Below are 24,211 nucleotides of genomic sequence, written 5' to 3' on the forward strand. Positions count from 1 at the left end.
GAACAGCCACATGTCGCAGCAATCCCCGCTCGCCGACCGCGGGTTCTACCTGGGTCCGTTGTTCCGGCGGGCGGCCGACCGGCACGGGGCCGTCTTCGTCACCCTGGACCGGCCGCTGGACACCCACCCGGCCCTCGGCGTCGGCCTCGACTACAAGATCCTGGCCGACGTGGTCGAGGATCTGTCGGGCCGGCTGTGGGCTGCCGGGGTGCGGCCCTCGGAGCAGGTGGTCGTACACAAGACGGACAACGTCGACATCGTCCTGCTGACCTGCGCGGTCTCCCGTCTGGGCGCGGTCCCGGTGCTCCTGTCCCCCGGGCTGGCCGGCCCGGTCGTCGGGCAGCTGCTCGAACGGCTGCGAGAGCCCTGGCTGATCACGGACCGGGCCAAGCTGGACGGCCCGCTGAAGGACGCCGGCATCGCGTCACAGGTGCGGCGGGTGCTCTGCGTCGACGACGCGCCCGGCGCCGAGTCCCTGGAGCAGTACGCGGGCGCCGAGCTCCCCGCGCCCGTACGGCTGCACCCGCGCGAGCCCGCCCTGATCACCCACAGCTCGGGCACCACCGGCATACCCAAGCTGGCCGTGCACTGCCCGAACACGATGTGGAACCGCCTCGTACCGCAGAAGGCGATGGGCTGGCCCACCCGGGGCGAGACCGCCGCGCTGCACATGTCGTTCGTGCACTCGCGCTTCTACCACCTGCTCGGCGTCCTGCTGCACTTCGGCAGCCCGCTGGTGCTGATCACCGATCCCGACCCGGCTACCGTGGGACCGCTGCTGGCCCGCCATCGTCCCGGCATCGTCGAGACGCACCCCAACACCTTCGTGCTGTGGGAGGAGCTGGCCGACGCGCCCGGCGCCCCGCTGTCCCGGGTGAAGTCGTACGGCTCCACGTTCGACGCGATCCATCCGCGCACCGTCCGCAGGCTGCTGGGCGCGTCGCGGCGGCGGGCGCCCTGGCTGATCCAGCTGTACGGGCAGAGCGAGACCGGGCCCGTCGCGTTCCAGTGGTTCACGCGGCGCAGCGTGGAACGGGCGGACGGGCGCCGGGTGGGGATCGGGATCCCCGGTTTCACCCGGGTCCGGATCGCGGACCCCGACGGCAGGCGGGTCGCACCCGGGACGCCCGGCCGGATCGAGGCACGCACCCGGGGGCGCATCCTCACCTACCTCGGCGCCCGGGCACAGTACGAGCGGCAACTCGACGGCGGCTGGTGGCAGATGGGCGACATGGGATACATGAGCCGGTTCGGCGCCCTGCATCTGATCGACCGTGAGGTGGATCAGATCGACGCCGTGCACAGCAGTCTGGCGGTCGAGGACGCGCTGATGGAGCGGCTGGAGGAACTCCGGGAGGTCGTCATCGTGGCCGGCGCGGACCGCGAGCCCGTGCCGGTGGTGTGCGTGCGGGGCGAGCAGCCGCTGGACCCCGAGCGCTGGCGGGCGGCGACCGCCGACCTGCCGGCGATGGCGGAGCCGCGCCAGTGGCGGTTCGAGGAGCTGCCGATGACGGCGACGTGGAAGGTGAAGCGGGTGGAGATCACCCGCATGCTGACGCGGACGCGAGAGAGCGTGCGCGCGTGAACCCGGTGATCGTGGTGGGAGCGGGCCCGGTGGGTCTGTCGGCCGCGCTGGCGCTGCGCGGGCACGGGCTGCCGGTCGTGCTCCTGGAGGCGGATCCCGAGGACCGTGAACGGCCGGGCAGCCGGGCGCTGTTCGTGCACCGGGAGAGCCTGCGGCTGCTCGACGCGATGGCTCCGGGGCTGGCCGCCGAGATCACGGCGTACGGCCGGACCTGGCACACCCGGCGCACCCTCTACCGGGGCCGCGAGGTGTACTCGCGCACCTTCCCGCCCCCGTCCGGGCTGCCGCCGTTCACCAGCCTGCGCCAGCTGGACACGGAGCGCTTCCTGCGTGTCGCGTGCAAGCGGGCGGGGGTGGAGTTCGTCTGGGACGCGCGGATCGCGGGCGTCCGCTCCTGCGGCACGGGTGTCTCGCTGGCCGCCGCGGACGGGCGGGAGTGGAGCGCCCCGTACGTGGTCGCCGCCGACGGCGCCCGCTCGGCCGTCCGGGGCGGGCTGGGCATCCCCATGGAGGGCGTGCGAGGCGAGGGCTTCCACGTCGTCGTCGACGTGGCGGACCTGCCGGGGGCCGAACTGCCGCTGGAGCGGGTCTTCCACTACGAGCATCCGGGCGTCGGGGGCCGCAGCGTGATGCGGGTGCCGTTCACCGGGGGCTTCCAGGTGGACCTCCAGTGCCGCGACGACGACGCGGAGGCGGCCTACGGCACCGAGGACGCCGTGCGGGAGTGGCTGCCCGGGGTCGTGGGCGACGGGTACGCCGACCGGATCCTGTGGGTGTCGACGTACCGCTTCCTTCGCAAGGTCGCGGCCTCCTTCACCGATCCGCACGGGCGGGTGCTGCTCGTCGGTGAGGCGGCGCATCTGTTCCCGCCGTTCGGCGCGCGCGGCATGAACAGCGGGATCGCCGACGCGGCGGCCGCCGCACAGGCCGTGGCGGCCGGGACGCCGCAGGCGGTGGCGGCGTTCGCGGACGTACGCCGGGCGGCGGGGCTGTTCAACAGCGAGGCCGCGGGAGTCGCCCTGGAGCATCTGCGGCCACGGCGGCGGGCCGTACGGCTGAAACAGCGGGCGGCGGCCGCCCTCGCGCCCGTGCTGCCGTCGTGCGGCTCGTGGCTGGAGCACGCGCCGTACGGGCCCCGGGCCGGGGCTCCGGCGGTGGCGGGCGGGAAGTACTGAGGAGGACCGAGTGGGTGCACGAGCGACCGTCGCCGAGGGGTTGTCGACATGGACGCCCGGTCGTGGGCTGACCGCCGGTCCGGGACCCGTGGCGGACGGGCCGCTGCTGGTCGCGGACTCGTGGCTGGTCCGCGAGGGCCGGGTGCGCGGGTACCGCAGGCACCGTGAGCGGTTCCTGCGGGCCTGCGCGGAGTGCGGCGGCCCGGGGCCGCGTCGGCTGGTCGAGTTCTGGCAGGACGTGACCGCCGCGTTGCCGCGCACGGGCGAGTGGTTTCCCCGAGTCGAACTCACGGCGGATTCCCTGGAGTTGAGGTTGCGGCTGCGGCCGGCCCCGCCGCTCGGCACGGAGGTGCGGCTCTGGTCGGTCGGCCAGCCGGACCGGCGGACGGCGCCCCGCCGCAAGGGCCCGGACCTGGACGTCCTGGCCCGGGTGCGGGGGCGGGCGGTCGAAGAGGGAGCTCAGGAGGGGGTGCTGGTCGGCCCGTCCGGGGTGGTGCTGGAGTCGGCCACCGCGAGCGTGCTGTGGTGGGAGCGGGACACCCTGTGCCTGCCGCCGCCCCGGCTGCCCGTGCTGCCCGGAGTGACCGTCGCACTGGTTCGCGAACGTGCCGCTCGGTCCGGGATCCGGACCGCGCACCGCGAACGCACCGTGGCCGGGCTGGCCGGCCGTGAGGTGTGGCTGGTGAACGCGCTGCACGGGATCCGGCCGGTGACGGGCTGGACCGGGGATCCGATGACAGCCGGTCCGGCGCCGCGGGCGGGGGAATGGCGGAAGTGGCTGGACGGATTGTCGGAGCCGCTTCCGGATATCTAGAAAAACGCGCAGAACACAGCGGGCCCGTAAAGATATCCCATAACGCGACGGGCATCGGCGGATAATCGCCGATGCCCGTATTCCGCTGCGCTCTTCGCCGATATCGGTCGGCATCGGCGCTCTTACTTCTTGGCGGCCTGATAGGCCCCGGGCACCATACGGGTCGCGATCGCGATCCGGTTGTACGCGTTGATGACCGTGGCCGCCCAGATCAGCGCCGCCACCTGCGCCTCGTCGAAGACACCTGCGGCCTCGGCGTACACCGCGTCCGGGACCTGGCCGTCGTGCACCAGGGTCACCGCTTCGGTCAACGCCAGTGCGGCGCGCTCCCGTTCGTTGAAGAAGGGGGTCTCGCGCCAGGCGTTCAGCGCGTAGATACGCTGCTCGGTCTCGCCCTGGGCGCGGGCGTCCTTGGTGTGCATGTCGAGGCAGAACGCGCAGCCGTTGAGCTGTGAGGCGCGGATCCTGATCAGTTCCAGGATCTCGGGGTCGACCTTGGCGTCCTGCGCCGCGGAAACGGCGACGCCGTGCAGGGAGCCCATCGCGGCGGAAACATCGGGGGTTATCTTCTTGAGCGCCACACGGGACACGGAATTGTTGTTCGTCATGAGGGCGACTCTATCCGATGTCCTGTCGGGGAAAAGTAATTCCGGAGCCGTTCTCACCGAATGGAAGTGCCCGGCACAACGCGTCCAGCGCGCCGGACCAGGCGTGGTCCGGCGGGGTTCCGTACCCGACGACCAGGGCGTCGAGAGGCTCGGTGACCGCGTCCGGGTGGCGGTAACGGGGCACGAGGCCGTCGACCGCCAGGTCCTGCCCGGCCGCCGCCCGGACCGCCTGCTCCTCCGTGCCCGGCGGGAGCCGCAGGACGGCGTGCAGTCCCGCCGCGATGCCGGTGACGCGGATCGCGGGGGCGCGGGCGGCGAGGGCCGCGACCAGCGCGTCACGGCGCCGGCGGTAGCGCAGACGGGCGGCCCGGACGTGGCGGTCGTACGCGCCCGACGTGATGAACTCCGCCAGCGTCAGCTGGTCCAGGACCCCGGCCGTGTCCACCCCGCCCTTGGCCGCCGTCACCTCCTCCGCCACGCCCGGCGGCAGCACCATCCAGCCCAGCCGCAGGCCGGGGGCCAGGGACTTGCTGGCGGTGCCCAGGTACACCACATGGTCCGGGTCCAGGCCCTGGAGAGCGCCGACGGGCTGGCGGTCGTAGCGGAACTCGCCGTCGTAGTCGTCCTCCAGGACGAGGCCGCCGGTGTGCCGCGCCCGGTTCACGACGGCCGTCCGGCGGTCGGGATGCAGGGCGGCTCCCATCGGGAACTGGTGGGCGGGGGTGAGCAGTACCGCGCCGGCGCCCTTCCACTCGCCCGGATCGGTGCCGAGTGCGTCGAAGGGCAGCGGGACCGTGCGCAGGCCCGCCGCCGCCAGCAGCCTCCAGTGCTCGTCCAGGCCGTACGACTCGACGGCGATCGTGCGCGTCCCGCGCGCTCTCAGGACGGTGCTGAGCAGCTTCAGGCCGTGCGCGAACCCTCCGCAGATCACGAGGTTCCCGGGGTCGGCGCGCACCCCGCGGGCGCGGGCGAGGTAGCCGGCGAGGGCGGTGCGCAGTTCGGCACGGCCGCGGGGGTCGCCGTAGCCGAAGGCGTCGGAGGGGGCGTCCGTGAGGGCGCGGCGGGCCGCCCTGAGCCACTCGGCGCGCGGGAAGGACGCGAGGTCGGGGGTGCCGGGGCGCAGGTCGTGGGCGGGCCTGCGGGGTGCGGGGCGGCGGGGCCCCGCACCCGGCGGCGGGCTGACCCGGCCCTCGGCCACCCTGGTGCCCGAGCCCTGGCGGGCGGTGAGCCAGCCCTCGGCGACGAGGTCGGCGTAGGCGTCGGCGACCGTGTTGCGGGCGATGCCCAGGTCGGCGGCGAGGGAACGCGAGGAGGGGAGCCGGGTCCCGGAGGGCAGCCGGCCGCCGCGGACGGCCTCCCGCAGGGCATCGGTCAGCCCTCGGCGCAGCCGCGGCCCGGTCGGTTCCAGATGCAGGTCGACACCGAGAGTGGCCCATGATCTCGCCATGGAAATGGACCATACTCCTGGGCTGCCCCGCTCCTAAGGTCGAGGTCATGACGACGCACGCACATCCCACGACCACCGACGAACAGGTGCGGTACGCCCCCGAGCACACTCCCCGGCTGAACTGGTCCGCGCACGCCCCCGAGGTGTTCTCCGCGATGCGCAGGCTCGACGCCGCGGCCCGCAAGGGCCTCGACCCGAAGCTGGTCGAGCTGGTGAAGATCCGCGCCTCGCAGGTGAACCGCTGCGCGCTCTGCGTCGACATGCACAGCAAGGACGCACTCGCGGCGGGCGAGAGCGTCGAGCGGATCGTCCAGCTCAGCGCGTGGGACGAGTCGGAGCACTTCTACACGGAGAGGGAACTGGCGGCGCTCGCGCTGACGGAGGCGGTGACCGTCCTCACGGAAGGCTTCGTGTCCGACGAGGTGTACGGGCGGGCCGCGAAGCACTTCGGGGAGGCCCAGCTGGCGCAGCTGATCGCCACGATCACGGTCATCAACGCCTGGAACCGGTTCGGCGTGGCCTGCCGGCTCGTGCCGGGGCACTACCGGCCGGGGCAGCACGCCTGATCACCGTGGCACGGAGGGGGACGGGCCCGCGCCGGCGTGAGGCGACCCACGCCGGCGCGGGCGTGTTCAGGACAGCCACGCCTTCCATGTCGAGGCGTGGCCGTCCACCCACTTCTTCGCGGCCTGCTCCGGAGTGAGCTTCTGGTCCGCGATCATCAGGGCCACCTCGTTCTGGTCCTCGAGGGTCCACCTGAACTTCTTCAGGAAGGCGGCCGCCCTGCCGCCGTCCTTCGCGAAGTCGGCGTTGAGGTACTTCTGCAACGGGGTGTGCGGGTAGGCGCAGGCGACCTTGTCCGGGTCGGCGTCGCAGCCCTCCTTGTAGGCGGGCAGCTTCACCTCGGTCATCGGAACCTTCTCGAACAGCCACTGCGGGGCGTACCAGTAGGTGAGGAAGGGCTTCTTCTCCTTGGCGAACTGCTTCATCTGCGTGATCTGGGCCGCCTCGGAACCGGCGAAGACGACCTGGTAGTCGAGCTTCAGGTTCTTCACCAGGGCCTTGTCGTTGGTGACGTAGGACGGGGAGCCGTCCATGAGCTGGCCCTTGCCGCCGCTCTCCGCGGTACGCAGCAGCGGGGCGTACTTGTCGAGGTTCTTCCAGTTCGTGACGTCCGGGTGCTGCTTGGCGAAGTACGTCGGGACGTACCAGCCGATGTGTCCGGTGACGCCGAGGTCGCCGCCGCGCGCGATCGTCTTCTTGTCGTCGACGTAGCGCTGCTCCTGGTCGGGGTGGCCCCAGTCCTCCAGGATCGCGTCGACCCGGCCCTGGCTGAGCGCGTCCCAGGCGGGCACCTCGTCGACCTGAACGGTGTCGACGCGGTAGCCGAGCTTGTGCTCCAGCAGGTACTGGGCGACGGCCACGTTGGCCTGTGCGCCCACCCAGGACTGCACCGAGAGGGTGACGGTTCTGGCGCCCTGCGCGTTGGCGAAGGGCGATGCCTGCTTGGTCATGTCGGCGGCGCCGCAGCCGGTCAGCAGCAGGAGCGCCGACGCCCCGGCGGTCAGCGCCGTCACGGCCGTCGTACGAGACCGCGTGTCACGAAGTCGTAGCCGTCGAAGTCGCATGTCACGCTCCCTTCTTCACGCGCCGGTCGGCCGGCTGGGTCACCCGGTCGAGCATCAGGCCGAGGCAGACGATCGCGGCGCCGGCCACCAGACCGGTCGCGAGGTCGCCCTGGGCGAGCCCGAAGACCGCCTCGTAGCCGAGTGCGCCTCCGCCGACCAGCCCGCCGATGATGACGACGGCGAGGACGAGGACCACACCCTGGTTCACGGCGAGCAGCAAAGCGGGCCGGGCCAGCGGAAGTTGGACCTGGCGCAGTTGCTGCGCCCCGGTCGCGCCGAGCGAGCGGGCCGACTCCATCGCCGCCGGGTCGACCTGACGCAGGCCCTGCGTGGTGATGCGGACGACGGCGGGCAGCGCGTAGACGACGGCCGCCGCGACGGCGGGGGCGCGGCCGACGCCGAACAGGGCGACCACCGGGATCAGGTACACGAACTGCGGCATCGTCTGGAACACGTCCAGGACCGGACGCAGCAGCCGTTCGAAGCGGTCGCTGCGGGCGGCGGCGATGCCGATGGCGAAGCCCAGGACGAGGGTGACGGCCACGGCCGCCAGCACCTGGGAAAGGGTGTCGAGGGACGGTTCCCACACGCCGAGCACACCGGTCGCGGCCAGCGCGAGGACGGCGGTCAGCGCGGTGCGCCAGGTGCCGATCGGCCAGGCGATCGCGGCGACCAGCAGGAGCACCGCCCACCAGGGCAGGCCCTGGAGTCCGGCCCGGACGGGGTCGAGGACCCAGGTGGTGAAGTGGCCCGCCCAGTCGGCGGTTCCGCCGATCACCGGGACCCCGGAGTAGAGGTGGTCGGTCATCCAGTCGACGGCGTCGTTGACCGGTGCGGCGATGGCCACCGTCCAGCTGTCGGGCCAGTCGAGCCGGCCCGCCGCGCGGCCGGCGAGCGCCACGGCCACGGCGGCGACGGCGGTCCAGGCCCATGCGGCGCGGTGGCTGCCCGGTTCACCGTCGCCGGCGTCACCGGCGGCGGCCGTGACACGGTCCAGCACGACCGCGAGCAGCACGATCGGGATGCCGGCGGCGAGGGCCGCGCCCACGTCGACCGAGGCCAGCGCCTGGTAGACGCGGTCACCGAGGCCGCCCGCGCCGATCACCGACGCGATGACCGCCATCGACAGCGCCATCATGATCGTCTGGTTGAGGCCGAGGAGGAGTTCCTTGCGGGCCAGCGGGATCCGGGCGGTCAGCAGACGCTGGCGCGCGGTCGCGCCCAGCGACTCCACCGCCTCCAGGACCTCCTTGTCGGCGCCCTTCAGTCCGAGCGCGGTGAGCCGGGCCATGGGCGGGGCCGCGTAGACGACGGTGGCCAGGACGGCCGCCGGGACCCCGATGCCGAAGACCAGGACGACCGGGAGCAGGTACGCGAAGGCGGGCAGTACCTGCATGGTGTCGAGGACCGGGCGCAGGGCGCGGTCCATGCGCTCGGAGAGACCGCCGGCCAGGCCGAGCAGCGCGCCCACGACGACCGACACCAGGACGGCGACGACCATCAGGGCGAGGGTCTGCATCGTCGGCACCCACATGCCGAGCAGCCCGCAGGCCAGGAACGCGGCCGCCGTGCCGAGCGCGAGCCGCACCCCGGCCACCCGCCAGGCGACCAGCGCGGCCGTCGCGGTGACCCCGGCCCAGCCGGCGCCGAGCAGCACCAGGTACACGGCGCGCACCGAGAGGACCACGCCGTTGCTGAGGTAGCCGAAGAAGTAGGTGAACAGGGGGTGGCTGTCGCGGTTGTCGATGATCCAGTCGCTGGCGCCGGAGAGCGGCTGGGTCAGGTCGACGGTGAGCGCGTGCGGCCAGGTGCCGCCGCCCCACCGGGCATGGGCCAGCGGGACGAGGACCGCGGCCGCGAGAGCGAGCAGCAGGAGCTTGCGGACGGCCTGGTGTCCGAGGACGCCCGGGAGGGCGACCCGCGGGGCGGGGGTGGTCAGCGTGGCCATCAGACCGCCTCCTTACGGGTCTCCGTTCCGACCGCGACGGACCCGGGCGGGACGGATCCGGGCTCCCGTCCGGACGGGGCGGATCCGGGGCTGCGGTCGGCCGGGGCGGGGGCCGTTCCGGCGGGTTCCGTACCGGCCACGACGCCGAGCAGCCGCTCGTGGTCGACGACGCCCAGGCACCGGCCCGCGTCCATGACCCGCGCCGGAGCGCCGGCCCTGGCGACCGCCTCGATGGCCTGGGACACGGTGGCGTCCGGGGCGAGGGCGGGACCGCCGCCCGCTTCCTCGACGGAGGCGGGGCGCATGGCCGTACGCACCGTCATGACCTGCTCGCGCGGTACGTCGCGGACGAACTCGCGGACGTAGTCGTCGGCCGGGGAGCCCACGATCTCCTCGGGGGTGCCCAGCTGCACCACCCGCCCGTCGCGCATCAGGGCGATGCGGTCGCCCAGCTTCAGCGCCTCGCTGAGGTCGTGCGTGATGAAGACCATCGTGCGGCCCTCCTCGCGGTGCAGCCGCACCACCTCCTCCTGCATGTCGCGCCGGATGAGCGGGTCGAGCGCGCTGAACGGCTCGTCGAAGAGGAGGACCTCCGGGTCGACGGCCAATGCCCTGGCCAGGCCCACGCGTTGGCGCTGGCCGCCGGAGAGCTGGCCGGGTTTGCGCTGCTCCATGCCCTCGAGTCCGACCTTCTCGACGACCTCCTTGGCACGTGTGCGCCGCTCGGAGCGGCCCATGCCCTGGATCTCCAGGCCGTAGGCCACGTTGTCCAGGACCGTGCGGTGCGGGAGGAGGCCGAAGTGCTGGAAGACCATCGCGGCGCGGTGCCTGCGCAGTTCGCGCAGCCGGGTGCGGTCCATCGCGCGGACGTCCTCGCCGTCGACGACGATCGTGCCGGCCGTCGGCTCGATCAGCCGGGTCAGACAGCGCACCAGGGTGGACTTGCCGGAACCGGACAGGCCCATCACGACGAAGACCTCACCCTTGCGGACGTCGAAGGAGACGTCCCGGACGGCGGCCGTGCAGCCGGTGCGCGCGCGCAGCTCGGCGGGGTCGAGGGCGGTGAGCCCGGGGTCGGCCGGGACGCGCTCGGGCTTGGGTCCGAAGACCTTCCAGAGGCCGTCCACCGAGAAGACGGGTGCGCCGGTCGTGGCGGTGGGCGGTTTGCGAGTGGCGGGCGTGGTGGTCATCGCGCACCACCTCCGATCAGGTCTACGGCTTTCTCCCCGACCATGAGCACTCCGATCATCGGGTTCACGGCGGTCATGGTCGGGAAGACGGATGCGTCGGCGATGCGCAGGCCGTCCAGGCCGCGCACCTTCAACTCGGGGTCCACAACTGCGAGTTCGTCGTCGGCGGCACCCATGCGGCAGGTGCCCGCCGGGTGGTACACGGTGTGCGCGACCCTGCGGGCGTACTCGCTCAGCTCCTCGTCGCCCGTGATGTCCGGGCCCGGCGCCACCTCGCGTTCGAGCCAGCCGGCCAGCGGCTCTGTCTTCGCTATCTCGCGGGCGATCCTGATCCCGTCGACGAGGGTGCGGGCGTCGTGGTCGTCCTCGTCGGTGAAGTAGCGGAAGTCGAGGGCGGGCTTCACGGAGGGGTCCGCGCTCTCCAGGTAGAGCCGCCCGCGTGACTTCGGCTTGGGGATGTTGGGGGTCATCGAGACGCCGTACGGCGGGCGTTCGTACCCCAGGCGCTCCGGGTTGTCCGTGAAGGGCACCTGGTAGAAGTGGAACATCAGGTCGGGTCCCGGGTGTCCGGGGTCGCGGCGCACGAAGAGGCCGGCGTCGGAGTCCATCGCGGAGTTCTCCGGAAGCGGGCCGCGGGTCTCCCAGACGATCACCGACTCGGGGTGGTCGAGGAGGTTCTCGCCGACGCCCGGAAGGTCGTGGACGACGGGTATGCCGAGCGCGTCCAGGTCGGCCTTCGGACCGATGCCGGAGTGCAGGAGGAGGCGGGGCGAGTCGACGGCCCCCGCGCACAGCACGACCTCGCGGCGGGCCCTGACGAGGATCTCCTCGCCGTCCTTGGTGCGGACGTGCACCCCTTGCGCGCGCGTGCCGTCCAGTTCCAGCCGGTGCGCCCAGGTCTCCAGCAGGATCGTCAGGTTGGGCCGTTCGTCCATCACCGGGTGCAGGTAGGCGACCGACGCGCTCGACCGCTTGTTGGTCTCCGGGTGGTAGGCGAGGTCGAAGAAGCCGGCACCGTCGTCGAAGGGCTTCTGGTTGAAGCCGTCGATGCGGGGCACTCCGGTCGCCTTCTGGGCGGCGTCGACGAAGTCGCGGGCGATGGGGTTCCGGTCCTTCTCGTCGACCGGGACGATGTTGTTCAGCAGGCGCGTGTAGTACGTCTCCATGGAGCCGGCGCCCCAGCCCAGGGCGCCGGCCGCCTCCCACTCGTCGAAGTCGGAGGGCAGCGGCTTGAAGGCGATGAGCGTGTTGTGGGAGGAGCATCCACCGAGGACGCGGGCGCGGCTGTGCCGGATGTGGGAGTTGCCGCGCGGCTGCTCGGTGGTCGGGTAGTCGTAGTCGAGTTCACCGCCGAGCAGGCCCATCCAGCGGCGCAGGGTCAGGACGTCTTCGCGGCCGACGTCGCTGGGGCCGCCCTCGATGACGGCGACGGTCGTGTCGGGGTTCTCGGTGAGCCGGGAGGCGATGACGGAACCGGCGGTTCCGCCTCCGATGACTACATAGTCGTAGAGGTGAGTGCTCTCTGGCATGGGGGGTACTCCAGGGGCGTGCGAAGTCTTGGGGGCCGGTCGGGTCTTGGTGGACGGTCGGGCCTTGCGGGACAGTCGGGCCTAGGGAGACAGCGGGGACAAAGCGGGAGGGGCGCAGGCCGACACGGACGGACGAGCCGCAAGGGACGGGCGGGCCGTGGGGGGCCGGCCGGTCCCGGGAACGGCGGGGTGTCAGCCGGCGAACCAGCGCACGGGGCGTGGCGCGAGGTTCTGGTAGACGTGCTTGGACTCGCGGTACTCGGCGAGTCCGGCGGGACCGAGTTCGCGGCCCACGCCGCTCTTGCCGAAGCCGCCCCACTCCGCCTGCGGGAGATAGGGGTGGAAGTCGTTGATCCAGACGGTGCCGTGGCGCAGCCGGCCCGCGACGCGTCGGGCCCGGCCCGCGTCGGCGGTCCAGACGGCGCCCGCGAGGCCGTACTCGGTGTCGTTGGCGAGGGCCACGGCCTCGTCCTCGGTCCGGAAGGTCTCGACGGTGAGGACCGGACCGAACACCTCCTCCCGCACGACCCGCATCTCGCGGTGGCAGCGGTCGAGGACGGTGGGCTCGTAGAAGTAGCCGGACTCCGGCCGGTGCGGGGCGGGCTGCGGACGCCGGCCGCCGCTGCGCAGTTCCGCGCCCTCGGCGAGCGCGGAGGCGACGTACGCCTCGGTCTTGGCGCGCTGCTGCTCGGAGACGAGCGGACCGCACTCGACGCCGTCCTCCGTGCCCCGTCCGAGCCGGATCCTCTCGGCCCTGCGGGCGAGTTCGGCGACGAAGCGCTCCCGGACCGACTCCTCGACGATGAGCCGGGAGCCCGCCGAGCAGACCTGGCCGCTGTGAATGAAAGCGGCGTTGAGGGCCTGGTCGACGGCGGTGTCGAAGGCCTCTTCGGTGGCGCAGGCGTCGGCGAAGACCACGTTGGGGTTCTTGCCGCCGAGTTCGAGGGCGACCTTCTTGACGGTCGGGGCGGCGGCCTGCGCGACCTTCGTGCCGCTGACCAGACCGCCGGTGAAGGACACGAGGTCGACGTCGGGGTGCTCGGCGAGCCGGGCGCCGACCGTGTGCCCGGGTCCGGTGACGATGCCGGCGACCCCGGCGGGCAACCCGGCCTCCAGCAGCAGGTCGATGAGCGCGATCGTCGTCAGCGGGGTGATCTCGCTCGGCTTGACGACGAAGGTGTTGCCCGCGGCGAGAGCCGGGGCGATCTTCCAACTCGCCTGGAGCAGAGGGTAGTTCCAAGGCGTGATCAGTGCGCACACGCCGACGGGCTCATGGACGACGACGCTGTGGATGTCGGGCGAGCCCGCGTCCACGACCCGGCCGGGAGCCTCGCTGGCGACGAGTCCGGCGAAGTAGCGGAAGGCGTCGGCGACGCAGTCGATGTCGACACGGCCCTCTTCGAGCGTCTTGCCCGCGTCCCGGCTCTCCAGCAGACCCAGCCGTTCGCGGTCGCGTACGAGGAGGTCGGCGACACGCTGGAGCACGGCGGCGCGTTCGACGACGGGGGTGTGCGGCCAGTCGCCCTCGTCGAAGGCGGCTCGGGCGGCCGCGACCGCCAGGTCGGTGTCCTTCTCGTCACCCTCCGCGACGACGGCGAAGGGGCGGCCGTCCGCAGGGTCGAGGATCTCGCGGGTCTCGCCGGAGACGGCTTCCAGCCACTCTCCGCCCGCGTGGATCGTCCGATGGTCTAGCTGTTCCGGCTGTTCCGTCCTGTCGGCCATGATCGGTATTGCCTTCCGTTCCTGTTCAGTCCCCCTGCGTCACCCGTGGATCGGTCTCGGCGACCGCGACCACCTGCCCCGGACCTTGCATTGCATGCGCAATCCATGGCCGAAAGTGCGCCGCATCACTGAAGTTGTGGACATAAACCGACAAAAAGTACGCGTGGTCATGAGCGAACGGGATGGACGCGGTCAGAACCTTTGACTAAAGTCAAAGAACTATGGAGCCAGTGCAGCCGACACAGCCCGCACGCCCGACATCCGCACCCTCGACATCCGCACGGTCGTCATCGACACGGCCGACATCCGCACGGGCACAGCAGTCCACGCGCCCGACGCATCCGGTGGCTTCGGAGCAGGTGGCCGCCTTCCGCCGGTTCAACCGCTACTTCACACGCCGCATCGGCGCCCTGGACGACCACTTCCTCGGCCAGGACCGCCCACTGGGCGAGGCCCGGCTGCTGTTCGAGATCGGTGACGGGGTGTCCCTGCGCGAGCTGCGCGGCCGGCTCGGTCTGGACGCCGGGTACCTGAGCCGGATGGCGAAGGCCCTGGAGGCACAGGGCATGGTCCGGATCAGGGTGCACCCCGACGACAACCGGCTGCGCGTGATGGAACTGACCCCGGCCGGACGGGTCGAGCTCGAGGAACAGAACCGCCGCGCCGACGTACTCACGGCGGACCTGCTGACGGGGCTCGACCAGGGACAGCGCGCGGAACTGACCGCGGCGATGGCCACGGCGCGCCGGCTGCTGCGGCTGGCGGGCATCACCGTCGAGCACGTCGACGGCGCCGCGCCGGACGCCCGCGCCTGCCTCGACGCCTACGCCGCCGACCTCGGCGCCCGCTTCGGCGGATTCAGCGCGTCCGACCTGGTCCGCCCGGAGGAGGTGTCCGGCGCGAAGGGCGCGTTCTTCGTGGCGTACGAGGAGGGGCGCGCGGTGGGCTGCGGGGGACTGCGCACCCTGGAACCGGGCGTCGGCGAGCTCAAGCACGTCTGGGTGCACCCGGACGCCCGCCGTCTCGGCCTCGCCCGACGGCTCCTCGACCACCTGGAGCGGGCGGCGGCGGCGCGCGGCCTGCACCTGCTGCGCCTGGACACGAACGCCACCCTCACCGAGGCACGGGCGATGTACCGGGCGTGCGGATACCGGGAGATCCCCGCGTACGTCGACCACGTCTACGCCGACCACTGGTTCGAGAAGCGGCTGTCACCGGCCGTCCGCTAGTGCCGTGACCCGAAGGGTCTGCCGGGCGTCGCTGGCCGGTGACCCCTTCCGGTCACGGCACCGGACCACCGGCCGGAGCAGCGGCCGTCATCACGGAGCGGGACGCACTGATCCCCGGGCGGCCGAAGCCGTCCGGGGATCAGTGGGGTTTGCGGGAACTCAGATGAGGCCGAGCGCGCGGACCGCCTCGCGCTCCTCGGCCAGCTCCTGCACCGAGGCGTCGATACGGGCGCGGGAGAACTCGTTGACGTCCAGGCCCTGGACGATCTCGTACGAGCCGTCCTTGGTGGTGACCGGGAAGGAGGAGATCAGGCCCTCCGGGACACCGTAGGAGCCGTCCGACGGGATGCCCATCGAGGCCCAGTCGCCGTCCGCCGTGCCGTTGACCCAGGTGTACACGTGGTCGATGGCCGCGTTGGCGGCGGAGGCGGCGGAGGACGCGCCACGCGCCTCGATGATGGCCGCGCCGCGCTTGGCGACGGTCGGGATGAAGTCCTCGGCGAGCCACTTCTCGTCGCCCACGACCTCGGCCGCGTTCTTGCCGGCGACCGTGGCGTGGAAGATGTCCGGGTACTGGGTGGCGGAGTGGTTGCCCCAGATGGTCAGGCGCTTGATGTCGGCGACCGTCGAACCCGTCTTCTTCGCGAGCTGGGTCAGCGCGCGGTTGTGGTCGAGGCGGGTCATCGCGGTGAAGCGCTCGGCCGGTACGTCCGGGGCGGCGGCCTGGGCGATCAGCGCGTTGGTGTTGGCCGGGTTGCCGACGACGAGGACCTTGATGTCGTCCGCGGCATGGTCGTTGATGGCCTTGCCCTGCGGCTTGAAGATGCCGCCGTTGGCCTCGAGGAGGTCACCGCGCTCCATGCCCTTGGTGCGCGGCCGGGCGCCGACGAGGAGGGCGACGTTGGCGCCGTCGAAGGCGACGTTCGGGTCGTCGCTGATGTCGATGCCCTGGAGCAGCGGGAACGCGCAGTCGTCCAGCTCCATCGCGGTGCCTTCGGCGGCCTTCAGCGCGGGGGTGATCTCCAGCAGGCGCAGCTTGACCGGCACGTCCGCGCCGAGCAGCTGGCCGGAGGCGATGCGGAAGAGCAGGGCGTAACCGATCTGGCCGGCCGCGCCGGTGACGGTGACGTTCACGGGAGTGCGGGTCATGGCGTTCTCCGTATGACAGCTGTCGGTGGGGCGTCCCTGCCCCGGGTGGGACGTACAGATGATCGATCTCTTGGTATCAAGAGATTCGACCAGCGGTCAGGCTATCGCGCCTGCGGGATCACGGACGGCCGGGGTTGTGTAACCCGCCCCACAGAGCGACCCGGTTCCGCACGGCCGGGGCGCAGAACGCGGCGACCGCCGGTCCGGGAGAGGTGGAACCGAGCGGCCGCCGTGGTGGGGGTGCCGGGTCGCGCCGGACTCCCGTGGGGGTACGGTTCGCCTTCCCGGCTCGGAGGCGGGTATTCCTGTGCGCGCCGCCCTTTTTCACCGCGGATACCGCCGACCCGCCTCACCTGGCCGGTTCCCCCGTACCCCCACCCGTCCTGTCGGACGTGCGCCACCTGTCACCCGGCCGCGTCGATACGCCGGCCGTCTCAGGGCGTGCACCCCTGCTGTCCCGACGCCAGCACCGCGCACGCCGTCGCGGCCGCCGCGTCCGCCGCGCTCCTCACGGCCACCATCGGCGTGTACGCGATCGTGTCACCGGCCACCGTGATGGCGCCGGTCTGCCGCGCCGAGCCCGCCGTCAGGCGCACCTCGTCGCCCTGTCCGGCCCGGGTGATCCGGCCCCAGACCGCCCCGCACGTACGGCTGTAGCGGACCTCGACCAGGGTCGTCCCGACGGTCGCGCTCCTCGCCGTCGTCGCGAGGTCGCCGCTGCACCCCATCTCCTCCGCGTCCCGGCCCGTGCAGCCGGCGCCACCGCACAGCACCCCGGACGGCAGGACGGTGCTCGGACCGGCCGAGGCGGACGACGACGGCGCGGTGGCGCCCGCGGTCCGCTCCGGGTCCCCTCCGTCGCTCAGCAGGAACGCGCCCACGGCGACGACCACCACCCCGACGGCCCCGGCGAGGAACAACGTCGTCCGGCGCGGTCCGGCGCCCCGGGCACCACCGCCCGCCGGGCCGGTGCCGTCCGGGGTCCCCGCGTCGCGGTCCGCGCCGTCCGCGCGCACCTCGGGCGGCGGCCCGAACTCACCCAGCGCGGCCCGCGCCTGCGCGATGCGGACGGCCTCCATGGTCCGGTCCTGCCGCATCTCCGAGCGGCTCCAGGCGCGTTCGGCCAGCTCCCACATCGTGGTGAGGTGGACGGGCGGCGTGCCGGTGACCTCGGCCAGCGCGACGACCGCACCCTTGGGGGCGAGCAGCCGGCCGTCGAGGTACCGCTCCCAGGACGTCCTGCTGTAGCCCGTACGGTCGGCCACCGCCGCGACGCTCAGTCCCGAGCGGTCCACGACCCGCCGCAACTGCTCGGCGAACTCCCGTACCTGCGGGTCGAGTTCGTCGGGAAAAGTCCTCCACCGAGGCATCGAACCCCCCTCCCTCCGCCAAGTCCCCATCGGCCACGTTAGACCCGATGCCGAGACGATCCGGGACACATGCCCGAACTGTCGACGTACCGGCACGAGGCGCGCACATCCGGACGCCGGGCGCACCTCAGCCGAAGACGACCGCTCCCCCGACGGCGGTGCACAACAGGGCCAGCAGGAGCAGGGCCGCGTAGAGCAGAAGACGTCCGGCGGACCGCGCCGGAGCCTGGGGGACGGGCTCCTCCGGCCGGTCCCACCAGGGAACCGTCGGGTCTTCCCGGTACTCCTCGCCCCGGTGGTCCTCGGCCGGGCTCAGCGGCGCCGGCCGCGGCCATGCCTCCACGGCCAGCTCCCAGCGCACGACATGGCGTTCCGCCTCCGCGCCGAACAGCCCCGCCACCCTGCACAGCGCGGCGACGGCCTGCCGGGGCGGCGGCTGGACACCGTTGAGATAGCGCTGCCAGGAGGACTTGCTGTACGCGGTGCGCGCGCCGAGAGCGGCCAGGCTGAGGCCCGTACCGTCCTTGAGCTGCCGCAACTGCTCCACGAAGTGCCGTACCTCCGACGGCAGCCCGTCCGGCAGCGGCTGCCAGGCGCCCATCCCGCCCACCTTTCCTTCGATCCGTTGGAGGGACGACGCGGAGCGGGCGGGCGGTTCCCGCGGCGGGCGCGGCTGTGGCACGGCGCGCACACCGTGGCGGAACGGTCACCTCCGTGCCACAGCGGCCGGCCGGCTGTTGAACCGGCCGGTTGCGAAGGGGAACGTGGAACGCGTCGGCGGCCCGTCCTCCTCGGGGGATGAGGACGGGCCGCCGTACCGCCGCATGCCCGTACGCGCCGGCGGGTCCAGCCGCGCGTCGCCGGGTTCAGCTGCTGACCGTGAAGTGCAGGGTGTCCTTGAGGAAGGGGATCTGGAGCCACGGGTCGGGCTGTGCCATCAGCGCCAGCAGGACGATCGCCGCGCCCAGCACGGTGTAGGTGACGATGTCGGTGAAGCGGGAGCGCACGGCCAGCATGCCGACGCCGGGCAGCAGCCAGCGCAGCACCGCGCCGAGCAGCAGCCCGACACCGATCAGGATCGAGCCGATCCGGAACACGTCGAGCGCGGTCACCAGCAGCCCGAGCGCGACGATGCCCAGGACGACGATGATCGGCCACTGCCGGGCGGCCAGCGCGTCACCGGGGGCGGCCCTGCCGCCGCCCTCGGGGCGCGCGGTGTCCCGGGTGAACAGCGGGAAACGGCGCGTGGCGCGGCGCGGCACCCCGTCGACGTCGGGCGCGCTGACCGGGTCCCGCACCTCGATGCCGTCGATGCCATCGGTGCTGTCGGTGCCGTCGGTGCCGTCGGTGCTGTCGGTGCCGTCGGTGCTGCCGACGCGGGCGGTGGCACGAGGGGTGTCGGCGGCACGAGGGGTGTCGTCGGCGCGGGCGGCCCCCGTGCGAGCGGTGCCGTCGACGCCGTCGACGCCGTCGTCGAGGCGTCCGGTCCTGCCGGAGGTGCTGTCAGCCGACACTGCGCTCAGCCGCCTCCACCACGTTGACGAGCAGCTGGGCGCGGGTCATCGGACCCACTCCGCCGGGGTTCGGGGAGATCCAGCCGGCCACCTCGTGGACGTCCGGGTGCACGTCGCCCACGATCTTCCCCTCGGCGTTGCGGGAGACGCCGACATCCAGGACGGCCGCGCCCGGCTTGACGTCCTCGGCCCGGATCAGGTGGGCGGAACCGGCGGCGGCGACGATGACGTCGGCCCGCTTCAGGTGCGCCGAGAGATCCCGGGTGCCGGTGTGGCACTGGGTCACCGTCGCGTTCTCGCTGCGCCGGGTCAGCAGCAGCGGCATCGAGCGGCCGATGGTGACCCCGCGGCCGACGACCACGACCTCGGCGCCCCTGATCTCGACGCCGTGGCGACGCAGCAGCGTGAGCACGCCGTTGGGGGTGCAGGGCAGCGGGGCGGGCTCGTTGAGGACCAGCCGGCCGAGGTTCATCGGGTGCAGACCGTCGGCGTCCTTGGCCGGGTCCATCAGCTCCAGGATCCGGTTCTCGTCGATGCCCTTGGGCAGCGGGAGCTGGACGATGTAGCCCGTGCAGGCCGGGTCGTCGTTCAGCTCGCGGACGACCGCCTCGATCTCCTCCTGCGTGGCCGTGGCGGGCAGCTCGCGCTGGATGGAGGCGATACCCACCTCGGCGCAGTCGCGGTGCTTGCCGGCGACGTACTTCTGGCTGCCGGGGTCGGTGCCGACGAGGATCGTGCCGAGTCCGGGTGTCACGCCCCTCTCCCTCAGCGCCGCCACCCGGGCGGTCAGATCGGACTTGATCGCGGCTGCGGTGGCCTTGCCATCGAGAATCTGGGCGGTCATGGACCCATCCTCCCGGATGACGGCCCCCCGGTTCCAATCCGGATGAAGCCGGGCAGCGGTGGAGGCGGCTCCCGCGCCCCGCCCCGACACTTCCGGCCGGTGCTGTTCAGGCCATGATCGGCAAGGTTGCACTTGCACAAAGCCTGCGGAAAGCGGCTGGACAGGAGCACACCTGGCCAAGAACATAGTCATCCGCAGTACGCGGTCGGTGTTGGGGGGCAAACCGCTTATTTACAGACGTTCCTCCGCGCGCTCCGCTCGTCCCCGCTTGTGCAACGGAGGAGATCCACCATGAGTTTCGGCCCGCCCAACGACCCCTACGGCCAGCCGCAGCACCCCCAGCAGGGCCAGCCCGGTTACGGCTACCCGCAGCAGGGTCAGCCCGGTTACGGTCAGCAGGCTCCGCAGGGCGTCCCCCCGCAGGGGTACGGCCAGCCGCAGCACCCGGGGTACCCGCAGCAGCCCGGCTATCCCCAGCAGGGTTACGGCTACCCGCAGCAGCCCGGCTACGGCGGGCAGCCGCCTTACGCGAACTGGGGCCAGCGGTTCCTGGGCACCCTGGTCGACATGCTGGTGTTCGCGGTCCCCTACGCCCTCGTCATCATCGGCAAGGACACCCCGGTGCTGATGCTGGTGGGCGCCCTCGTCCTGATCGGCCTCGCCATCTGGCAGCTCATCCAGGAGGGCCGCACCGGCCAGACGGTCGGCAAGAAGGCGCTGGGCATCCGCCTGGTGCGGGAGAGCGACGGGCAGCCGCTCGGCGTCGGCATGGCGTTCGTCCGCCGCCTCGCCCACTTCCTGGACAGCCTGGCGTGCTACCTGGGCTGGCTGTGGCCGGCGTGGGACGCCAAGAAGCAGACGTTCGCCGACAAGGTGTGCAGCTCGATCGTGATCCGCACGAACTGAACGGCGTGACCCGCACGCTGCGCGGCGTGCCCCGCGCGCGACGAGCGGCGGGCGAACGGACGACGGCCCCGGCCCCCTGCTTCAGGGGACCGGGGCCGCTTCACCGTCCGTCCGGCCGGGCGGTCAGTGGAAGAAGTGGCGCGTACCCGTGAAGTACATCGTCACGCCCGCCTTCTTCGCGGCCTCGACGACCAGCTCGTCACGGACCGAACCACCGGGCTGCACCACGGCCTTGACGCCCGCCTCGACCAGGACCTCCAGCCCGTCCGGGAAGGGGAAGAAGGCGTCGGAGGCGGCGTAGGAGCCGCGCGCCCGCTCCTCACCGGCCCGCTCGACGGCCAGCTTCGCCGAGTCGACCCGGTTGACCTGCCCCATGCCCACGCCGACCGACGCACCGCCCTTCGCGAGCAGGATGGCGTTGGACTTGACGGCCCGGCAGGCCCGCCAGGCGAAGGCCAGCTCGGCCAGTTCGGCCGCGTCGAGCGCCTCGCCGGTCGCCAGGGTCCAGTTGGCCGGGTCGTCGCCGTCGGCCTGAAGCCGGTCGGTGACCTGGAGCAGCGCGCCGCCGCCGACGGGCTTGAGCTCGACGGCACCCGAGGGACCCTGCGGAGCCTTCAGCACCCGGATGTTCTTCTTCTTGGTGAGGGCCTCGAGGGCCCCCTCCTCGTAGCCGGGCGCGACGATGACCTCGGTGAAGATCTCGGCGACCTGCTCCGCCATCTCCCTGCTGACCGGCCGGTTCACGGCGATCACACCGCCGAACGCCGACAGCGGGTCACAGGCGTGCGCCCTGCGGTGCGCCTCGGCGACGTCCGCGCCGACGGCGATCCCGCACGGGTTGGCGTGCTTGATGATCGCGACAGCCGGCTCGGCGTGGTCGTACGCGGCACGGTGCGCGGCGTCCGTGTCCGTGTAGTTGTTGTACGACATCTCCTTGCCGTGCAGCTGCTCGGCCTCGGCGAGACCGCCACCGCTGCCGTCGACGTACAGCGCGGCGGGCTGGTGCGGGTTCTCGCCGTAGCGCAGGGTGCTCTTGCGCTCCCAGGTGCCGCCGAGGAAGTCGGGGAACCGCGACTCGTCCACGGGCGCGTAGGAGGAGGCGAACCAGGAGGCCACGGCCACGTCGTAGGCGGCGGTGTGCTGGAAGGCCTCGGCGGCGAGCCGCTTGCGGGCGGCGAGGTCGAAGCCGCCGGACTGCACGGCCGAGAGGACGTCGCCGTAGCGCGCCGGGCTGGTGACCACGGCGACCGACGGGTGGTTCTTGGCGGCGGCGCGCACCATGGACGGCCCGCCGATGTCGATCTGCTCGACGCACTCGTCCTCGGAGGCGCCCGAGGCGACGGTCTCCCGGAAGGGGTAGAGGTTGACGACGACGAGGTCGAACGGCGCGACGCCCAGCTCGTCCAGCTGCTGCCGGTGGCTCTCGAGCCGCAGGTCGGCGAGGATGCCGGCGTGCACCTTGGGGTGCAGGGTCTTCACCCGGCCGTCCAGGCACTCCGGGAAGCCCGTGAGCTCCTCCACCTTGGTGACGGGGACGCCGGCGGCGGCGATACGGGAGGCGGTGGACCCGGTGGAGACGAGCTCGACGCCGCTCTCGTGCAGCCCGCGCGCGAGCTCCTCCAGACCGGTCTTGTCGTAGACGCTGACGAGCGCGCGACGGATGCCCCGCTTGCCGCTCTCTGCCGTGACAGTGCTGTCGGCGGTCACTGGATAACTACCTTTCGTCCCTCAATGCGATAGCCGTTGCGGGCGAGCCGCCCCACGACCTCGACGAGCAGCCTTCGCTCGACTTCCTTGATGCGCTCGTGCAGAGCGCTCTCGTCGTCCTCGTCCCGGACCTCGACCACGCCCTGGGCGATGATCGGTCCGGTGTCGACGCCGTCGTCGACGAAGTGGACGGTGCAGCCGGTGACCCGGGCGCCGTACGCGAGCGCGTCCCGCACACCGTGGGCCCCGGGAAAGCTGGGCAGCAGGGCCGGGTGCGTGTTGACGAACCGCCCCCCGAACCGTGCCAGGAATTCCTTCCCCACGATCTTCATGAACCCGGCGGAGACGACGAGGTCCGGCTCGTGCGCGGCCACCGCCTCGGCGAGCGCGGCGTCCCACTCCTTGCGGCTTCCGAAGTCCTTGACCTTCGCCACGAAGGTGGGGATCCCGGCACGCTCGGCACGGGCGAGCCCCTCGACACCCTCACGGTCGGCTCCGACGGCCACGATCTCGGCGCCGTAGGTGTCGACGCCGGTGGTCGCGATGGCGTCGAGGAGAGCCTGGAGGTTCGTACCGGATCCGGAGACCAGCACGACGAGGCGCTTGGCCACGGGCTTGGCGGCCACGGTGGGGCCCTTTCTCGGGGGGAGCGTCTGTCCGGCCGGTTTATACATTCGTACGAATGCTTCGCGCCCCGGGATACGGGGAAGTCTACGAAGCGGCCGACCGTCAGCAACGATACCGGCACACCGGGCGGCCCCCGTGGGACGGGGGCGTGGCCGGAAGGTAGCGTCAGGGGCGAGCGGGCTCGGGAACGCGGTGGTGGTGCGGTGCGTTCTGCAAGTGACGGCCCGGCGAGGCAGTACCAGCTCCGTACCGGCCGGCACCGGCCGAAGCCGTGATCACCGCCAGGATCACAGCCTCGGTCAGCACGTCGGCCACCACCTCGATCACCGTCGTAGCACCGTCCTGACCACCGCCTGATCACTAGGGGAAGACGCTCACTTGATGCCGGACCGCAGTCTGCGACTCCTCACGCTCCCCCCGCAGTCACCGCAGGGAGGGGAGCGCGGCGCCGTGCTGCTGCGAGAGCGCCCGCCCTCTCCGCCCGACGCTCCCTCGGGCGACAGCACGCCCCCCGAGGACGACAATCCCTTCGCTCCTCCGCCCGAGGGCTCCCCGGACCGCCCGTGGCAGCCCCGCCGCCCGGCGGACGGCGACCCCGAGGGCGGGCGCACCCCGTGGGGCGGTCAGTGGAGCGACCAGCAGCCCGGCCGCTCCCCCGGCGGTTTCGGCGAGCGTCCCGGCGGCAACCCCGAGGGCGGCGGCGGCCCCGGCACGGACCCCGCCAAGCGCTGGGACCCCACGGACCCCGCCCAGCGCCGCGCGCGCTACGCCCTGCTCTGCGGCATGTGGGCCTTCTTCTTCGCCCTCTTCGGCTGGCCTTACGTGGCGCTGCTGCTCGGCGCGCTGGCCCTGAACTGGGGAATCGGCGCCCTGCGCGCCAAGCCCCGCACTCCCGACCCGGACGCGCCGCCCGCCCCGCCCACGCAGGAGACCACCGGCCGCCCCCAGCGGACCGCCGCCGTCACCGGTCTGGTCACCGCGTCCCTCGCGCTGGCCCTGGTCGCCGCGAGCTTCACCGCGCAGCTGGTCTACCGCGACTACTACACCTGCACGAACGACGCCCTCACCAACGAGGCGAAGCAGTCCTGCGGCGACCTGCTGCCGAAGGAACTCAAGAGCATCCTGGGCGCAAACGCCTGAGAGTCCCGGATCGGGGACGAGGCCCTTCGGGCGGAGCGAGGGCCGGAGGCGGCAGCCTCCGGGGACGGGACGGCCTGGG

The 24,211-nt window shown here is 72.5% G+C and carries 21 protein-coding genes; 7 read left to right on the plus strand and 14 right to left on the minus strand.

The features are described 5' to 3' along the window. Positions 1-10 precede the first annotated feature (10 nt). Genes OHS71_RS16375 through OHS71_RS16385 form a run of 3 tightly spaced genes read left to right on the plus strand, consistent with a single transcriptional unit; the run spans position 11 to position 3,574 of the window. Entirely contained in the window at positions 11-1,585 is a 1,575-nt protein-coding gene (locus tag OHS71_RS16375; RefSeq protein ID WP_328480127.1) for a class I adenylate-forming enzyme family protein, read from the plus strand. Beyond that, positions 1,582-2,760, plus strand: a complete 1,179-nt coding sequence (locus tag OHS71_RS16380; protein ID WP_328480128.1) for an FAD-dependent monooxygenase — start codon at positions 1,582-1,584, stop codon at positions 2,758-2,760. The genes OHS71_RS16375 and OHS71_RS16380 overlap by 4 nt, the downstream gene beginning before the upstream one ends. 10 nt (positions 2,761-2,770) lie before the next feature. Then, entirely contained in the window at positions 2,771-3,574 is an 804-nt protein-coding gene (locus OHS71_RS16385; protein ID WP_328480129.1) for an aminotransferase class IV, read from the plus strand. Between the two features lie 122 nt (positions 3,575-3,696). Here the strand turns inward: OHS71_RS16385 and OHS71_RS16390 are convergent, their stop codons facing one another. Both OHS71_RS16390 and pdxR read right to left on the minus strand, forming a co-directional pair. Next, the gene (locus tag OHS71_RS16390) at positions 3,697-4,182 is read right to left on the minus strand and encodes a carboxymuconolactone decarboxylase family protein (protein WP_328480130.1); all 486 of its coding nucleotides are present in this window, start codon (positions 4,180-4,182) and stop codon (positions 3,697-3,699) included. 10 nt (positions 4,183-4,192) lie between these two features. Beyond that, positions 4,193-5,629, minus strand: a complete 1,437-nt coding sequence (gene pdxR, locus OHS71_RS16395) for a MocR-like pyridoxine biosynthesis transcription factor PdxR (protein WP_328480131.1) — start codon at positions 5,627-5,629, stop codon at positions 4,193-4,195. A gap of 47 nt (positions 5,630-5,676) precedes the next feature. Here pdxR and OHS71_RS16400 point away from each other — a divergent pair, with 47 nt between their 5' ends. Then, the gene (locus OHS71_RS16400) at positions 5,677-6,195 is read left to right on the plus strand and encodes a carboxymuconolactone decarboxylase family protein (protein ID WP_328480132.1); all 519 of its coding nucleotides are present in this window, start codon (positions 5,677-5,679) and stop codon (positions 6,193-6,195) included. A gap of 66 nt (positions 6,196-6,261) precedes the next feature. On the opposite strand, the gene OHS71_RS16405 is transcribed toward OHS71_RS16400, so the two are convergent. The 5 genes from OHS71_RS16405 to OHS71_RS16425 all read right to left on the minus strand — a co-directional run bounded on the left by OHS71_RS16405 (position 6,262) and on the right by OHS71_RS16425 (position 13,646). Then, positions 6,262-7,257 carry an ABC transporter substrate-binding protein gene (locus OHS71_RS16405; protein WP_328480133.1) on the minus strand — a complete coding sequence of 332 codons (996 nt, stop codon included), beginning with the start codon at positions 7,255-7,257 and terminating at the stop codon, positions 6,262-6,264. 1 nt (position 7,258) lies between these two features. After that, a complete protein-coding gene (locus OHS71_RS16410) occupies positions 7,259-9,205 on the minus strand; it encodes an ABC transporter permease (protein WP_328480134.1) in 1,947 nt (648 codons plus the stop codon). Then, positions 9,205-10,395, minus strand: a complete 1,191-nt coding sequence (locus OHS71_RS16415) for a quaternary amine ABC transporter ATP-binding protein (RefSeq protein ID WP_328480135.1) — start codon at positions 10,393-10,395, stop codon at positions 9,205-9,207. The genes OHS71_RS16410 and OHS71_RS16415 overlap by 1 nt, the downstream gene beginning before the upstream one ends. Beyond that, positions 10,392-11,924 carry a GMC family oxidoreductase gene (locus OHS71_RS16420; RefSeq protein ID WP_328480136.1) on the minus strand — a complete coding sequence of 511 codons (1,533 nt, stop codon included), beginning with the start codon at positions 11,922-11,924 and terminating at the stop codon, positions 10,392-10,394. The genes OHS71_RS16415 and OHS71_RS16420 overlap by 4 nt, the downstream gene beginning before the upstream one ends. Positions 11,925-12,116: 192 nt before the next feature. Continuing rightward, positions 12,117-13,646: an aldehyde dehydrogenase family protein gene (locus tag OHS71_RS16425; protein ID WP_328480137.1), complete on the minus strand. Its 1,530-nt coding sequence runs from the start codon at positions 13,644-13,646 to the stop codon at positions 12,117-12,119. 344 nt (positions 13,647-13,990) lie between these two features. On the opposite strand from OHS71_RS16425, the gene OHS71_RS16430 reads away from it, so the two are divergent. Then, complete coding sequence (locus OHS71_RS16430; protein WP_328480138.1) at positions 13,991-14,875, plus strand: helix-turn-helix domain-containing GNAT family N-acetyltransferase; 885 nt, start codon at positions 13,991-13,993, stop codon at positions 14,873-14,875. 159 nt (positions 14,876-15,034) lie between these two features. Here OHS71_RS16430 and OHS71_RS16435 read toward each other — a convergent pair whose 3' ends face one another. The 5 genes from OHS71_RS16435 to OHS71_RS16455 all read right to left on the minus strand — a co-directional run bounded on the left by OHS71_RS16435 (position 15,035) and on the right by OHS71_RS16455 (position 19,752). After that, positions 15,035-16,024 (minus strand): malate dehydrogenase, encoded by a 990-nt coding sequence (locus OHS71_RS16435; protein WP_328480139.1) that lies wholly within the window; start codon positions 16,022-16,024, stop codon positions 15,035-15,037. A 434-nt stretch (positions 16,025-16,458) separates the two neighbouring features. Continuing rightward, positions 16,459-17,394 carry a helix-turn-helix domain-containing protein gene (locus OHS71_RS16440; protein WP_328480140.1) on the minus strand — a complete coding sequence of 312 codons (936 nt, stop codon included), beginning with the start codon at positions 17,392-17,394 and terminating at the stop codon, positions 16,459-16,461. Positions 17,395-17,521: 127 nt separating this feature from the next. Next, positions 17,522-17,995, minus strand: a complete 474-nt coding sequence (locus tag OHS71_RS16445; protein WP_328480141.1) for a helix-turn-helix domain-containing protein — start codon at positions 17,993-17,995, stop codon at positions 17,522-17,524. A 265-nt stretch (positions 17,996-18,260) separates the two neighbouring features. Continuing rightward, complete coding sequence (locus tag OHS71_RS16450) at positions 18,261-18,908, minus strand: DUF3017 domain-containing protein (protein ID WP_328480142.1); 648 nt, start codon at positions 18,906-18,908, stop codon at positions 18,261-18,263. Continuing rightward, on the minus strand, positions 18,898-19,752 hold the full coding sequence (locus OHS71_RS16455; RefSeq protein ID WP_328480143.1) for a bifunctional methylenetetrahydrofolate dehydrogenase/methenyltetrahydrofolate cyclohydrolase: 855 nt from the start codon (positions 19,750-19,752) through the stop codon (positions 18,898-18,900). Before OHS71_RS16455 ends, OHS71_RS16450 begins: the two co-directional genes overlap by 11 nt. 291 nt (positions 19,753-20,043) lie before the next feature. Here OHS71_RS16455 and OHS71_RS16460 point away from each other — a divergent pair, with 291 nt between their 5' ends. Next, entirely contained in the window at positions 20,044-20,658 is a 615-nt protein-coding gene (locus OHS71_RS16460) for an RDD family protein (RefSeq protein ID WP_328480144.1), read from the plus strand. A gap of 123 nt (positions 20,659-20,781) precedes the next feature. On the opposite strand, the gene purH is transcribed toward OHS71_RS16460, so the two are convergent. Together purH and purN are read right to left on the minus strand one after the other, a co-directional pair. Beyond that, positions 20,782-22,365: a bifunctional phosphoribosylaminoimidazolecarboxamide formyltransferase/IMP cyclohydrolase gene (gene purH, locus OHS71_RS16465; RefSeq protein WP_328480145.1), complete on the minus strand. Its 1,584-nt coding sequence runs from the start codon at positions 22,363-22,365 to the stop codon at positions 20,782-20,784. After that, positions 22,362-22,991, minus strand: a complete 630-nt coding sequence (gene purN, locus OHS71_RS16470) for a phosphoribosylglycinamide formyltransferase (RefSeq protein WP_328480146.1) — start codon at positions 22,989-22,991, stop codon at positions 22,362-22,364. The genes purH and purN overlap by 4 nt, the downstream gene beginning before the upstream one ends. Positions 22,992-23,373: 382 nt before the next feature. On the opposite strand from purN, the gene OHS71_RS16475 reads away from it, so the two are divergent. After that, a complete protein-coding gene (locus tag OHS71_RS16475; protein ID WP_328480147.1) occupies positions 23,374-24,132 on the plus strand; it encodes a hypothetical protein in 759 nt (252 codons plus the stop codon). Positions 24,133-24,211: the final 79 nt, after the last annotated feature.

This window comes from Streptomyces sp. NBC_00377, assembly GCF_036075115.1.
Taxonomy (GTDB): Bacteria; Actinomycetota; Actinomycetes; order Streptomycetales; family Streptomycetaceae; genus Streptomyces.

Coding starts and splice junctions, on each gene's coding strand:
- OHS71_RS16405 (WP_328480133.1), bottom strand. CDS start 7,257: ATGCGACTTCGACGGCTACGACTTCGTGACACGCGGTCTCGTACGACG.
- OHS71_RS16440 (WP_328480140.1), bottom strand. CDS start 17,394: ATGCCTCGGTGGAGGACTTTTCCCGACGAACTCGACCCGCAGGTACGG.
- OHS71_RS16435 (WP_328480139.1), bottom strand. CDS start 16,024: ATGACCCGCACTCCCGTGAACGTCACCGTCACCGGCGCGGCCGGCCAG.
- OHS71_RS16410 (WP_328480134.1), bottom strand. CDS start 9,205: ATGGCCACGCTGACCACCCCCGCCCCGCGGGTCGCCCTCCCGGGCGTC.
- OHS71_RS16415 (WP_328480135.1), bottom strand. CDS start 10,395: ATGACCACCACGCCCGCCACTCGCAAACCGCCCACCGCCACGACCGGC.
- OHS71_RS16475 (WP_328480147.1), top strand. CDS start 23,374: ATGCCGGACCGCAGTCTGCGACTCCTCACGCTCCCCCCGCAGTCACCG.
- OHS71_RS16420 (WP_328480136.1), bottom strand. CDS start 11,924: ATGCCAGAGAGCACTCACCTCTACGACTATGTAGTCATCGGAGGCGGA.
- pdxR (WP_328480131.1), bottom strand. CDS start 5,629: ATGGCGAGATCATGGGCCACTCTCGGTGTCGACCTGCATCTGGAACCG.
- OHS71_RS16460 (WP_328480144.1), top strand. CDS start 20,044: ATGAGTTTCGGCCCGCCCAACGACCCCTACGGCCAGCCGCAGCACCCC.
- OHS71_RS16375 (WP_328480127.1), top strand. CDS start 11: ATGTCGCAGCAATCCCCGCTCGCCGACCGCGGGTTCTACCTGGGTCCG.
- OHS71_RS16445 (WP_328480141.1), bottom strand. CDS start 17,995: ATGGGCGCCTGGCAGCCGCTGCCGGACGGGCTGCCGTCGGAGGTACGG.
- OHS71_RS16400 (WP_328480132.1), top strand. CDS start 5,677: ATGACGACGCACGCACATCCCACGACCACCGACGAACAGGTGCGGTAC.
- OHS71_RS16455 (WP_328480143.1), bottom strand. CDS start 19,752: ATGACCGCCCAGATTCTCGATGGCAAGGCCACCGCAGCCGCGATCAAG.
- OHS71_RS16425 (WP_328480137.1), bottom strand. CDS start 13,646: ATGGCCGACAGGACGGAACAGCCGGAACAGCTAGACCATCGGACGATC.
- OHS71_RS16390 (WP_328480130.1), bottom strand. CDS start 4,182: ATGACGAACAACAATTCCGTGTCCCGTGTGGCGCTCAAGAAGATAACC.